This window comes from Barnesiella sp. An22 (genome assembly GCF_002159975.1).
In the GTDB taxonomy this organism is placed as follows: domain Bacteria; phylum Bacteroidota; class Bacteroidia; order Bacteroidales; family Barnesiellaceae; genus Barnesiella; species Barnesiella merdigallinarum.
This window is the reverse complement of sequence record NZ_NFJR01000018.1, coordinates 1-14,583: the sequence shown is the minus strand read 5'-3', so window position 1 is coordinate 14,583 and position 14,583 is coordinate 1. Positions and strand designations below refer to the sequence as shown.

General features: G+C 49.8%; 5 protein-coding genes and 1 pseudogene. All 6 read right to left on the bottom strand.

Features of this window, described 5'->3' with window-relative positions; all coding sequences use genetic code 11:
- Window positions 1-64: 64 nt before the first annotated feature.
- Entirely contained in the window at window positions 65-1,387 is a 1,323-nt protein-coding gene (locus B5F38_RS12655) for a sigma-54 dependent transcriptional regulator (protein WP_004291471.1), read from the bottom strand.
- A complete protein-coding gene (locus B5F38_RS12650; RefSeq protein WP_004291467.1) occupies window positions 1,380-3,698 on the bottom strand; it encodes an ATP-binding protein in 2,319 nt (772 codons plus the stop codon). The genes B5F38_RS12655 and B5F38_RS12650 overlap by 8 nt, the downstream gene beginning before the upstream one ends.
- Window positions 3,698-5,623 carry a tetracycline resistance ribosomal protection protein Tet(Q) gene (gene tet(Q), locus B5F38_RS12645; protein WP_004291466.1) on the bottom strand — a complete coding sequence of 642 codons (1,926 nt, stop codon included), beginning with the start codon at window positions 5,621-5,623 and terminating at the stop codon, window positions 3,698-3,700. The genes B5F38_RS12650 and tet(Q) overlap by 1 nt, the downstream gene beginning before the upstream one ends.
- A gap of 657 nt (window positions 5,624-6,280) precedes the next feature.
- On the bottom strand, window positions 6,281-12,097 hold the full coding sequence (locus B5F38_RS12640; protein WP_004291462.1) for an N-6 DNA methylase: 5,817 nt from the start codon (window positions 12,095-12,097) through the stop codon (window positions 6,281-6,283).
- A complete protein-coding gene (locus B5F38_RS12635; protein WP_004304266.1) occupies window positions 12,087-12,539 on the bottom strand; it encodes a DUF1896 domain-containing protein in 453 nt (150 codons plus the stop codon). The genes B5F38_RS12640 and B5F38_RS12635 overlap by 11 nt, the downstream gene beginning before the upstream one ends.
- A gap of 134 nt (window positions 12,540-12,673) precedes the next feature.
- A pseudogene (locus B5F38_RS12630) lies at window positions 12,674-14,453 on the bottom strand (DNA topoisomerase); the annotation flags it as partial.
- Window positions 14,454-14,583: the final 130 nt, after the last annotated feature.

Sequence of the window (14,583 nt, the reverse complement as noted above, 5' to 3'; positions counted from 1 at the left end):
CTCCTGCCAATCGCCGTTTTTCTCAAATGTTATGCAAAGATAGCCAAATTCAGTGAATTACGGGCTATGATTGCTTGAATTTATATTTAAGTCCATACTCTTCAAGTTTGCTGTATAGTGTTGTCCTGCCTATGCCGAGCAGTTCTGCGGCGACACTCCGGTTGCCGTTTGCCTGTTTCAACGCACGCAATATCCGCTCCTTATCCTCCGCGTCATTGCGCAAGGCGAAGCTGACAGTAGAGGTCGGTTTCGTCACGGCAAGTTCCAGATGCTCTTTCATGACAACACCTTCCTGCGCCTGCAATACAGCACCCATAACTTTCTGCCGAAGTTCCCGCACGTTGCCCGGCCATGCGTGTGTCAGCAACGCTTTACGTGCTTCGGAACTGAACCCGCTCACGCTACACTCCAGCTCTCTGTTTGCCATATCACGGAAGAACTCTGCCAGCGGCATAATGTCTTCTTGACAGTCACGCAACGGAGGAACGGTTATCCCGAAGTCGTGCAGGCGGTACAGAAGATCCTGCCGAAAACGCTTTTCATTCACCGATACCTCCAAATCTTCATTGGTAGCAGCGATGATGCGGACATTGAAATTCCGGTCTGCCTTGTCTCCGACCGGGCGATACCGCCTCTCCTGTATGGCACGGAGCAACATCTGTTGGGTTTCCAACGCGAGGTTTCCTACCTCGTCCAGAAACAACGTGCCGCCTTCCGCCTCATGGAAATATCCTTTCTTGGCATTGTCCGCACCTGTAAATGCACCTTTGACGTGTCCGAAGAAAGCCGACGGTGCAAGCTCTTTGGAGAGTGAACCGCAGTCCACCGCCACAAATGGCTTGCCTGCACGTTTGCTCTTGTCATGCAACAGGTGGGCAATATGCTCCTTGCCCGTGCCGTTCTCACCAAATATCATCACGCTCATATCGGTGGCGGCTACCAGCCTTATGCGGTGCATGATTTTCTGAAAGGCGGAACCTTCACGGGCGAATATAGGCATACGGCGTTGTCCTGCCTGACGTTCTTTCAGTATGGAACGGATCAGGGGGACAAGTTTATCCTCCACAAGCTGTTTGGGAATATAGTCTATCGAGCCGAGTTTCATGCTTTCCACGGCGGTATTAACTTCGGCGTAGTCGGTCATAATGATGAAGGGCTGCATCTTTCCCTCCTTTCGCATCCAGCACAAAAGGTCTATGCCACTGCCGTCAGGCAGACGCAGGTCGGCAACCACGATATCATTATCTGTTGCCTGTTGCAGATGTTTCTTCGCGGTTGAGAGGTGGTAAGCCTTCATATTGCGGTAGCCCTCCCGTGACAGCATATTGCAGACATATTCGCAATACACGATGTTGTCTTCCACCACAATTATTTTTGTCTTATTCATCTTCGTATTTTCTCCTTTCCTCTTCTGCCAACCGTATTATTTCCACTCCCTTATCCAGCACGGCAGTCACGGCATGGCTTAACGCTTCACCATCCGGGAGAGCATCGCCACGAAGCAATCCGTAAAGTACATTCAGCGGTTGGTCGGCACGGAGCACCTCCCACGAACTGCGCAGGTGGTGGATCAGGGAATCCAGCTTTTGCAGGTCTTTTTCTTTTGCTGCATCCCGTACCGCCTGCATTTCCTTTTCTGTTTCAGTTATCAACTTTTCCAGCATGACGGCTTCATTGCCATAGGACAATAAGGCGGAAAAGTCCGGTTTCCCGTCCGGTGTCGCTTTTATGGCACACCTGTCGGAAACCTCCATCAGTTCCGATATGGAGAACGGTTTGAACAGGCATCCGGCAAAGCCTTTTGCCAATAGTTCCCCTTTGTTACAACTGCCCGAAGCGGTTGCCACAACCACCGGGATTGTTGGTGAATTGCCCACGTTGGACGAACGCAACAGTTCCAGCAATTCGAAACCGTTTATATCGGGCATATTCAAGTCTGTCAGCAACAGGCTGTATTCTTTCTGGCGTATCATTTCCATCAGTGCCGCAGCATCGGTGCAAGTGTCGCAGTGTATTCCTTCTTGGGAATACATCTCTTTCAGCATCAGAAGTAATACCTCATCATTGTCAATGGCGACAACATCATGGAATTTATTGTTATGATAAACAGGTGTATTGCTTGTATATCCAAGCTGTTCTTCAGCTTCCTGCATAGAAATTTCAACTGTGAAACGACTGCCTTTCCCTTTCTTGCTGTCTAAACGGATTGTTCCGCCAAGCATCGACACAATATTACGCATTATGGCAAGCCCAAGCCCGAAACCCTCCTTTGCGGCGGCATTTGATAGACGTTCAAACGCACCGAACGCTTGTTTCTGTTCCTCTTCTGTCATGCCTGTACCTGTATCTTCAACGACCAGTGTCAGAACTCCATTATCATATTCAGTAATCAAAGAAACACCGCCTTCTTCTGTGAACTTGACAGCGTTTGACAGCAGGTTATTCCCGATTTGTATTATTCGCTCTTTGTCGGTCAATACAATGGCATCGTGTCCAGTCTTCACGGACAAGGACAGCCCTTTGTTCACGGCAACAGGCATGAACTCCGTTTCAAGTGTGTGCGTGATTGCTGAAATCCGGCAGGGTGACAGACGGGGCTGTTCCTTGCCGTTGTCCAGGCGGAAGAAGTCAAGCAAAGTGTTAAGCATATCCCGCATACGGTCGGAGGATTGCAGTATGTTTTGGATATACTGCCCGGACTTATCCTCACACTGTTCTTTCCGTATCAGTCCGGCATAGCCTGTTATTGCTGTCAGCGGTGTGCGCAGTTCATGGGTGATAGTATGTACCGCCTTCTTCCTTGACGTTATCAGTGCCTCGTTCCGTTGTACGGATTGTTCCAGTTGCCTTATCAAATCAGTTGTCTTGTGCTTGTATTGTTTAATGCTTTTTGCATCACGATGTATGATGATGTAGGAAATTAACAACAATAGAAGAACGAATCCCATTAAACCGCCTACTTGCATAAATGACTTTTCACGCATGGCAACTATTTCGTTTTCCCGGCTTTGCAGTTCGGTTTGTACCTTTTCTTCTATTTGGCAAATCAATTCTTGCAGTTGTCTGTTAAGTTCTGCATTACGAGCTGCAAGGCTGTCGGCTTGTTCCGACAATTGGCGATCCTGCACTTTCTGTTCGCTGATTACGTTTCTATTGACCGAATGAAGGATAGTGGTTGATACTGCTGGAGTTACTTCCTTTTTTTTGCCGAATATGCCTAAGAAACCTTTTCGTTTTGGCTTTTTGGACTGTTCCTGCACACTTTTCTGTACAATAACCGGAATTTGATTGGCTATCTTCTTGTTAATAGATTGTTGTTCATCCATTAACCGGACTATCTGGAACATCTGTCGTTCCTTATCCTCTAAAAGACTGCGCACACTATCGATGCGCTCTGCTGGATAGGTGGCCTTGAAACGGCAGAGCATACTGTCCATTGCCATACGCCGTGCATGGTAATGCTCGATATCTTTATCGTTCCATTCCAGTATTGTTTCACCCAATAGAGAAAATTTTATCATTTGAATATTGATATTGTTTATTTCTTTTCGGAGCTCGTCTATTTTTTTATTGCCAAGTTCTAATGCTTCTATCTCCTGCCATTCATAGAGGCTATTATATGCCATACATCCGATAAGAATGGAGATAAGTATATATCCCAACCGTATTGCCTTATAGAAATTTCCTGACCGCTCCATTATTTTAATGACATTGATTTTTGGAACATGAATAAAAGTTTATCTTTTTCGTTCATGCGGATATTATCAGAATAACCGTCTTTTGTTATTTGATACCCACATGGCTTAACCATAAAAATGCCTAAGCCCTTAGTGTACGAACTTACTTCTGAGGCATAGTCTTTACTTGTATTTAATGGAACTTTCCCTTTAATATGACACCACTCATTATTACAACTGATGTCTTCAATCTCAGACATCAGTTTTTGCAAATCTGTAATAGCTTTGGAACTCGCTACTTGGGGTATCTGCAACTCAAAACAGAGCATCGGTTCGAGAATGTCCACACCTGACTGTTGCAAAGCCAGCCTGAAGACATAAGGGGTCAGCTGTCTGAAATCAGCAGGTGTACTTACCGGGCTATAATACTCGGCTTGAGTAAAAGTTACTTTCAGATCTGTCACTTCCCATCCATGTAAACCAGATTGGCAAGACATACGAATCCCTTCAAAAACGGCATTTTGAAAAGAATGGTTCAGATAACCATAGGAGATGTCACTTTCGATTTGCAACCCTGCCCCTAACGGTAAGGGTTCAAGAGTCAGCCCTATTGTGGCCCAGTAAGGGTTGGGTGGTACTTCGATCTGAATAATCTTATTGACCTTTTTTATAGGTCGTTCTTTGTAGATAGTCTTGATCTCATCAAAATGGACCTTTACGGAAAATCGTTCTTCCAGCAATGTCTGTATGATTTCCTTTTGGGTCAAACCATATAACGAGATTTCCAATTCATCACTATATGAGTTTATGGAAAAGGACAAAGACGGGTCTTCAATCCACAATGTATTCAGAGCGGATATCACCTTGCTTCTCTCTTCGGGCTTATTTGGCCGGACGGAGGATTTGAGAGCGGGATGCTGATGAGATAATCCTTGAATCAAACAAGGTTTAGCACCTAAATAATCTCCGATTCGAAAATCTTCTATATCTTCTACAATCGCGATATCATTGGCACCCACTTCATCAACATTTATCTCTCTGCCCTGATAAATAGTCTTTAGATTTTTAATCTTGATGAATTTTTCCGAATCGTTGATTCTTACAACGTCTCGAAGTCTCAGACTTCCGTCAATTATTTTAAGAAAACTTCTTTTATGCCCTTTGGGGTCATGCTCTATCTTATAGAGATAAGCTGAAAGTCTGTTTGAGACTGATGCCGGAGGAAGTATAAAAGAAGAAATGGCGTCCAACAACTCATTGATACCGATATTGAACATTGCTGATCCATGTAGCACCGGATAGACTTTGGCTTTTGCCACAAGAGCGATTATCGTATTCCAATAATCAGCCGGTGAAATTTCGCTATCCGCCAAATATCGTTCTAATATATCGTCGTCATGGTTGCATACAAATTCTTTGTATTCTTCCTTTATATATGTTTGGGAGCAAACCGGATAAACCGATCCATCGACAACAGTTTGCATAAACAGGACATCTTGCGACAGATTTGTTTTTATATCCATATACAAACGCTCCAAATTCACACCGGCACGGTCAATCTTATTGATAAATATAATTGTCGGGATTTGCAGCTTTTGTAAAGTACTGAACAGCAACTTTGTCTGCGCTTGTATGCCTTCCTTTGCGGATAAGATGAGGACTGCTCCATCAAGCATTTTGAATGTCCGCTCCACTTCCGCAATAAAATCCATGTGTCCCGGAGTGTCAATGATATTGCATTTCACTCCATTCCAGATAATAGATGTCGTAGAAGCCCGGACAGTAATTCCTCTACGTTTCTCTATATCCATAGAGTCCGTTATGGTGTCACCATTATCCACACGGCCGCACTTTTCCGTTGCTCCACTGGCAAACAGCAGATTCTCGGTTACGGAAGTTTTTCCTGCATCAATGTGAGCAAGAATTCCTAAATTTATAATATTCATTTGGATTAAGCAATAATATACTACAGTAGATGCATTGTCGAAACGCACCTTTTAATACCTCCTCGTAGCATATGAGAACTACAGGATTACTAACTCGTATTAATATGTATATTATTACTGCCGCATAACGATTACAAAATTACACAAAAAAATATATCTAACAAAAGTGGGAGGATTTTTTAACTTTTTACCATAGACATTTTATTAGGGAAGCGTAGGTTCAACTGGCAAGTACAAATAAGTAGAAATGTTTGAACAACACCGTTTTAGGAAGTTGAAAAATCAAGTTTCTCTCTCGGTATAGCGTTTATTTTGGCCAATATCTTCTTTAGTTTAGCATTTGTGTATTTCCCATTCGTGTTCTATTTAGCTCCTTATTATGAGTATGTAGCAAGTTACTTATCAAATTCAGCCTCTTTGAGGGTCAAATATGGTTTTGCAAATGGTGACTGACAAGACATAAACAAGGTCAGCAGGAATTTTTTACATAAATGGACATGAATGTATATAACCTAAAATAAGAATAAATTTTAATAAGGGCTGCCCAAAAAGAAAAAAATGCAGTTGCCATCCTATAGATACTTGCAGAAAGGATAAAATTTACTTTTAGACCTTTTGGGATAGCCCTTATTAATACTTCAGATAAAATTCCTTAGGTTATATTTTCAATCCTTTGGACCGGGTTTCCTCCTTGGCATACAGTCCCGGACGCCCGATTATGACATGGTTGGCAACGATACTATCCGCCGGACTGCGTATCTGCGGCGGTGCATTTTCGGGATATTGCGCCTGCCTGTTCCTCACATCTTCCGCTTCCGGCTTGAGCTGTTGCCCTTCATTCTCCTTTTCTGCGACTTCGGGCGTGGGTGGCGCAAGCTCCAGCTGAATTTTTCGGTCAAGGGCGGCAAGTTCGGACTTCAACTGCTTCAGCTCGTCCTCCTTCTTCCACACCTTACCCGCTATCTCCTGTAACTGCGGTATCTCCATCTCCAGCACCTCGTTCTTCGCCTTGTACTGGTCGATGATGGAGGGTATCCTCTCCATCGCGTTGAGGAAGTTGCGGGCGGCGGCCAACGGGTCAGCCATCGCCAGATGCCCGTTGTTGTAGGTGTACTTGTAGTTCCCCTCGACCACGAAGCGGTTGTCGGTGAACTCCAATCCCTCTTTGAGTATCCTTTCGCTCACCACCTTTATCGGAAAACCGTAAAGTTCACCGACCTGCGTGTACAACCCTCCGGTCGTGGCATTCTTGGCTATCTCCTGCAAACGCTTTCCGATGACCTTCTCATCGGCGGAATCCACTCCGTCCACCTTTATTATATTAAGGCGGTTGCCCTCCTTGTCGGTCTGCACCACCGACAGGAAGCGGTTCCAGTCCTCCGTCATGGCATCTATGAAAGCCGTGTTGTTGCGCAACTCGCCGGTCTTTGACTCCAGCTTGAACTCCGAATCACGCTTGCCCTTGTTGAACGACTTGCGTTCCCCTTCGAGCGATGCGATCCGCTTTTCCAGTTTCGCCTTGTCCAACAGGTCGGTATTGCCGGAGAGCAACGCCATGTATTCCGAGAAATTCATGCCCGATTTTTCGTCCATTGCCCCCTCGTCGATGGTACGCGCACCCATCGCACCGCTTTTGAGCTGGCTTATGAAAGTCTGCTTGCAGTGCAGGAGGTTGAACTTGTAGCTGTCCAGTGACTTCTCCACCGCGTAGATGATTACATCCACGTTGTTCCCGGCGAAATGTTTGGCAATCTCATTACCTGCCCTAACTCCGCGTCCGTCACGCTGTTGCAAGTCGGACGGTCGCCACGGCGTATCGAGATGATGGATAGCCACACACCGTTTCTGGGCGTTCACACCCGTTCCGAGCATAGAGGTAGAGCCGAACAGCACACGCACCGTCCCGGCGTTCATGGCGTCTATCACCGCCTTCCGCGCCTTGTCGGTCTTGCACTCCTGAATGAAGCGCACCTCGCTTGGCGGTATACCGTAGTCCTCCGTCAGTTTGCGCTTGATTTCCGAATAGACGTTCCACCCGTCGCCCGGCTGGTATGTCCCCAAATCAGAGAAAACGAACTGCGTGCCTTTCTGGGCGTCGTATTTTTGATAATACTCCGCGATCATCTTGGCACAGTGACTCGCTTTGTTGTCGGGATGATCTTCGTAATTCGGGTCTATCATGCGCATGTCGAGTGCCATTTTCCGGGCATAGTCCGTGGCGATGAGCATCTTCGCCTTTTCTTCCGTTTCCGAAAGCGGCAGCCTGCCCAACAAGGTGGCATCGCCCGTCTTGGCGAACTGCATCAGTTTCTGTATGAAGTCCTCCTGTTCCGGCGTGGGCGGTATATGGTGCAGTATCTCGTTCTTGGCAGGACGGTCAACGCCCACATCCTCCGCCGTGCGGTAGTCCGTGATTTCATTATAGAAGGCGGCAAGCTCCGGCACTTTGATGAAGTAGCGGAAACGCTCCTTCTGGACCACATTGTTCGTCACGTTAAATTCAAAATCCGTCGTCTTCTTGGCAAATATCGCCGCCCAAGCGTCGAAACACCTTATGTCCTGCCGTTCCAGCTCCTTCGGGCGCAGGTACTTGAACAGCAGGTACAATTCAGTCAGTGAGTTGCTGATAGTCGTGCCGGAGAGGAAGGTCGCACCCAAGTCTTTTCCTGTGCGCTCCTGTATGGTGCGTATGGCAAAGAGCATGTTAAGTGCCTTCTGGCTTCCCTCGCTGTTTCCCAATCCCGCCACACGGTCGTGGCGCGTGTTGAAAGTCAGATTCTTGAACTGGTGGCTCTCATCTATGAAGATGTGGTCGATGCCCATCTGCTTGAAATCCACCACGTCGTCCGTGCGTGACTTTATGGCGTGTTCCACCTTCTCCAGCTTCGCTTCAAGGTTGTGCTTGCGCTTCTCCAATCCTTTCAGCATCGCCCGCGACACGTTCTTTCCCTGCTGCCGTAGCACTTCGAGGTTTTCCTCCACCGTGTCAAGCTCTGCTTGCAGGATGCGCTGCTGCAATTCCGGCGACTGCGGTATCTTGCCGAACTGGTCGTGCGACATGATGACGCAATCGTAGTCGTTGTTCTTTATATTATTGAAGAAGCGCACACGGTTGGCGGTCGAAAAGTCCTTCTCCGAAGCGTACAGAATACGTGCGTTGGGATATGCCGCCTGATAGGTGGCTGCAATCTCCGCAACGTTGGCTTTCAGCCCGATAATCATCGGCTTGTGTGCCAAATTCAGACGCTTCATCTCATGCGCGGCGATGCACATTATCAGCGTCTTACCGGTTCCCACCTCGTGGTCGCAAATTCCGCCGCCGTTCTGTTTCAACATCCAGACGCAATCCATCTGTGAGGGATAGACGCTCTTGATACCCCGGCTTGCCAGCCCTTTCAGGTTGAGGTCGGGAAAGGTCTGATGGGAGCCGTCGTAGCGCGGGCGCACGAAACAGTTGAACTTGCGGTTATACATCGTCACAAGCCGCTCCTTGAACTGCGGCGACTGCTCTTCGAGCCATTCGGAGAAGCCGTTTCGTATCTCGTCAATCTTGGCGTTGGCGAGTTGTATTCCCTCGCTGTCGCGCATCTTGATGTCGTTGCCATGCTCGTCCTTGCCGATGGACTTCATCATGTCAGGGCAGGTGTTGTGCAGGGCGTGTTTTAGGAGGTGCATACCGTCATAGTTCCGGTAATACCCCTTCACCAGAAACTCGTCCGTGATTTTCATGGTGCGGTAGCCGCACACCACCGAAAACTCGTCCATGCTTGCGGAATAGGCGATTTTCACCTCCGTGTCGAACAGCCGGCTCATGTAGGCGGCATAGACACCCGTCGGAATCCAGCGTTCCCCGAAATTGAAGTCCAGATCCTCGAAGGCGATGCGCTGCGGCTCGGCATCTTTCAGAGCCTCCAACGCCTGCTTCACCTCCGGCATACGCTCATTTTCGGGATTGTCACCCATCCATGCCTCTATGCGTTCCGCTTTCTCTATGACATTTCCGGCGATGAAACGGTCTTTGATTTCGTAACCGGTCACGAGCGGATTGTAGTAGATGCGCCCTTGCAGGGCAGTGAGCAAATCCTCCGCCGTGCTGTCGGTTATCTCCCGCATATAGTCGAGATTGACCGTACCATATTTGTTGAGCGACGCAGACAGGGCTTCTTCGGGAGAGCCTACGTTGGCATGGCTCTCCACCGCGAAGGAAACAGGATGCTCGAAGATGTCCGCCTTGACGAACTTTCCGTTTTCCATCCGTTCCAGCGAAAGGATGTCGCGCCCGCCCGCATCCATCATCACTAACTTCACGTTCTGCTTGGCGTTGAGGTTGCCGTAGCGCATGACAAACTCATCGTAACAGGTATTCAGATGCTCTCGCCACGGAACATTTGCCTCGCGCCGGAGCGATTCATAACGGTACAGACGCTCGTAGGCGTCACGCAGCGACACATACAACAACGCCTTTTCCTTCTGGTATCCTTTCAGGTCGAGCGGCTGGAATGTCGCCCCGTATGGCGTGATGTCTTTCAGGTAGCCGATGTTATGACGCCCCCGGTCAGCCACCAGCGACCCTTCGCGCAGGTGCATCTCCGGCGTGCGGTGGTAGGCACGCGGAGAAAGGTCCACGACTTCCTCCTTCGGCTTTTCCGCTTCGATGTCGGGGAAAAGGAAAGTCCCCACCGCTTCCGATGGGGTATCTGTAACGGCAGGTGCGGCGACTGCCTCCGGCTGTGTTTCCTCCTGTCGTGGCTGCTCACGGGAAGTTTCCGGCACGGCTTTCACTTCCGTCTTTTCCGCCACTTGTTTCTCGTTATGCTGCCTTGCCAGTTCCCGAAGTTCTTTCCTACGCTCCGGCGTCAAACCCATCATCATTTCATAGAAACCGTTGATGGGAGGATTGGTATCCCAGTCCAGTGTGGCATAGATGTCGTCCGGGTCGGCAGGCTTGGCGGTGTTCTCCGCTTTCACCTCCTTATTCTCCATTGCGGGTTTTGCAGTTGGAGCTGTCGGTGTAACCGTGACTTTCGGTTTGGGCGGAGTGGACTTTGCCGTAACTGCCTTTTTCACCGTCTTTTTCTTTTTGGAGGTTTTCGGTTGGCTGACCTCTTCCGTCATCCCCCAGAGGTCAAGCAGGGTGAGCTGCACGCCTGCGGAATATTGCGGGCGCGGTTCTATCTCCGGCTTTTCATCTGCGGGTTGCGGCTTTTCTGTCGGAGTTTCCACCGTCTGCGCCGAGGATACTGTTTCCAATTTTATGGCAGGACGCTCTACTTTATTTTGAACGGCAACTTTTTCTTCCGTTCCTGCCTGCCGGATTGAACCCGAATACAAGCGCATGGCAAGCCTGTAATGGAAATCCTCGTCGAGCATACGGCGCAAATCCCCGGCGATGCCTGCTGCCTTGCCCTCGTGCAGATAAACCATAGCGGGCTTCCCGTAGGGGTCTGTGTCAAGTTTCGCCATCGTATGCACGATGCGTTCCGGGTGGTGGATGAAATAGGCGTTGTCGGTCAGGGCGGTTTTCGTGTCCGTCTGTATCACGGTCATCAGCCGCTCGTCCTGCGACATTTCCTTCTTGCTGAGGTTCTTTTGCAGGACAATCAGGTCACTGCCCACCTCCGTGCCCGCGTTGTCCGTGAACAGGTTGTTGGGCAGGCGTATCGCGGATACCAGATTGGCCTGACTGAACAGCTCGTTACGCACGGAGGTCTTGGTGCTATTCAATACCCCTTGCGAGGTGATGAACGCCACGATACCGCCGTCACGCACGGCATCCAGTCCTTTGAGAAAGAAATAGTTGTGGATGGTTTTCTGGGCGGAGCGTCTGCCGAAAGAGTCGCTCCGCTGAAACTCCGCGTCGAACACGGCAATGTCACCGAACGGAATGTTGGACACCGCCAAGTCGAAATAATTGTTGAACGGTCTTTCGATTTTCTCAAAACCGCAGGTGCGCATTTTCTGGTCGGGATAGAGATGCCTCAAGATTGTACCCGTGAGCAGATCCTTCTCGAAAGCCATCACATCCGCATTGGGGCTGTGCCGCAGCATGGAATCCACGAACACGCCGACACCTGCCGACGGTTCGAGCATACGGGCGGGGCGGACGCTGTAATCTGCCAGCACGTCCGCGATGGTGTCGGTTATCTCTTTGGGGGTGTAGAAAGCGGTCAGCACGGACGCTTTCAGCGAATCCACAAACCGCTTGTACTCTGTTTCGTCCTTGCTGTTCTCACGGATAAGCCTGTGCAGCTCCACCGTCGGGGCGAACAGTTCGAGGTCGGATTTCGCCCACCGGACGGCATCCGTCAGTTCCTTTGCAGGGTTGAGGATACATTTCAGACCGCCGAAACCGCAGTACCTTTGAAGTATGGCACGCTCTTCGGTTGTCGCTGTCCTATTTTCCCTGTCAAGGATGAATGCCGTCCGTATCGCCTCGATGTTGTCCCGCAGTTTCTGTTTGCGGTTAAACGCCATATTCGTCTAAGTAAAGGACGGTTGCTCCCGTCAGCTCCGTGTAGAGCAGGTCGTAATCGGAAGACAGGGCGAAATTGTCATCCGAGAGGTCATAGACGGAGAACACGTTGCCGACAAGCGGCAGCAGTTTCAGGACAAAGGCTTCACGCTTCTCTTCCGGCACTTCATCGGCAAACTCGTTTTCCACGACTTCGCGGAGGATGGCGTAACGGGAATAATGCAGCCCGCGCAGCAGCGTGTCCATCGCCAGTTCCTGCGCACCATCGGCGGGATAGCCTTCAAGCCGTGCCCTCTCATACGTTTCGGCGGCACGGTCGGCCCGTTCCCGTATGAAAGCGGTGTCGTCAGCCTGTTCAAACTTGTTCGTGCGGAGATAGTCCAGCAGGTACAGACCGTAATAGGAAAAGTCGGTCTGACCCTCGTTTTTCTTCTTGTTGTTCATTACTTTGGATTTAGCGGATTGATAATTAACGGGATAATCGGTTGGAAAAAGGAAGAAAAAGGCACTCGGTATCCCTCCGAGTGCCACCACTAAATCCAAAGTATGAGTGTAATCCGGTATCGAAGAACAATTCATTACTCTGAACAAGTGGCAAAGTTAATACTATTTCTTCCGTCCTGAAAATTTCTTGTCCTTTTTAGCCTCCGGGAACACAAAAGTCGTGTTATATTCCCCGTCAAAGGCGACAACAGCATCGAAACTCTTGCCCTGTTTGCTCTTGAACCCTTTGAGCAGCTTGGTATGCCCTTCGGTGAGCAGGTCTTTGATTTCATCGTCGGACAGGGTGCGTCCCGCTTTCAGCCGGAACACGGGCAGTCCGCACTCCGTGTTGTCGCAGCGTACCACCTTGCCGTAGAACCGCATCCTGCCCGTGCCACACTTGGGACACGCGCAGCCGGAGTCACGGCTGCCGAAGAGCTTGTCGCACGAGATCAGTTCGGAGGTTATCTCACGTGTGTACGCCTCTATCTCCTTGCGGAAGGTGTCGTCGGACAGTTCCCCGCGCTCGATACGCGCCAGCTCCTTTTCCCATTCGCCCGTCATGGCAACATCGGCGATGCGCATCGTCTTGACGACGGAATTGAGGGCAAGTCCTTTTTCGGTGGGAACAAGCGACTTCTTGCAGCGTTCCATGTAACCGCGCTTGAAAAGCGTTTCGATGATGGAGGCGCGTGTGGCGGGAGTACCGATGCCACAGTCCTTCATCGCCTGCCGCAGTGCGTCGTCCTCAATTTCCTTGCCCGCCGTTTCCATTGCCGAGAGCAGGGTGGCTTCGGTATGCAGCGGCTTGGGTTTGGTCTTTCCTTCGGTAATGGACGAGCCTTTCGGTGTCAGCGTGTCGCCTTCCTGCCAGCCGGGGATGGTAATTTCCTCTTTTTCCTCGCCATAGACGGCACGCCATCCGGTTTGCTTCACGACGCTGCCTTTTACGGTAAACTCCACTCCGGCACATTCCGCCGTGACAGTGGTCACATCCTTGACGCATTTCTCAGAGAATGCCTCGACCATGCGCCCGGCAATCATCTGATAGATGGTATTGTCCTCTTTGGAGAGGAAGAGCGGTTTCTCACCCGTGACGAGCAGGGCATGGTGGTCTGTCACCTTGCCGTCGTCCACGCTGCGGCGTGTCGGGGCGGCTTTTGCCCGCACCTTGTCTTTCCATTCGGGCTGTGTGCCGATGAAAGCGAGCAGTTTGGGAATTTCGGCAAACACGTCTTCGGGGATGTAGCGGCTTCCCGTTCTCGGATAGGTTATCAACTTCTTTTCGTAGAGTTTCTGCGCGATTTCAAGCGTCTGTTCCGCCGTGAAGCCGTGCTTGGCGTTGGCTTCTTTCTGGAGCGTGGTCAGGTCGTAGAGCAAGGGAGTTTCCTCCGTCTTCTCCTTGCGCTCGGCTTTCGTGACAGTGGCGCAACCTGCCGCCTTTACCTTATTATATAGTTCCATCGCCGGTTCTTTCTCTTTCCATTTCTCGGAGGATGAGAATTTCACGACTTCGCCGTCGCAACCGTCCGTTGCGATATGGAGCTGCCAGAATGCTTCGGACGTAAAGCGGCGGTTCTCCCAGTAGCGTTCACATACCATAGCCAACGTTGGTGTCTGCACCCGCCCCACGGAATACGTGCCGTGTCCGGCGGCGATGGATAACGCCTGTGTGCCGTTGATGCCCACGAGCCAGTCGGATTCGCTCCGCGCTTTGGCGGCGAGGTAGAGGTTGTCGTATTTGCTGCCGTCTTCGAGTTTCCGCAGTCCCTCGCGGATAGCTTTGTCGGTGAGAGAGCTGATCCACAGGCGCACGAAAGGAGTGGTGCAACCCGTATAGTGGTAGAGGTAGCGGAAGATAAGCTCTCCCTCGCGATTATCTAAAGTTGTGATAATCGCGATTATCCAAAGTAAAAGATTATCCAAAGCAATAACAACTATAAGTTTCCAATAAATTGATTTTCAATATTACTTTTGATAATGTTGTTTGGATAATATAATGGTA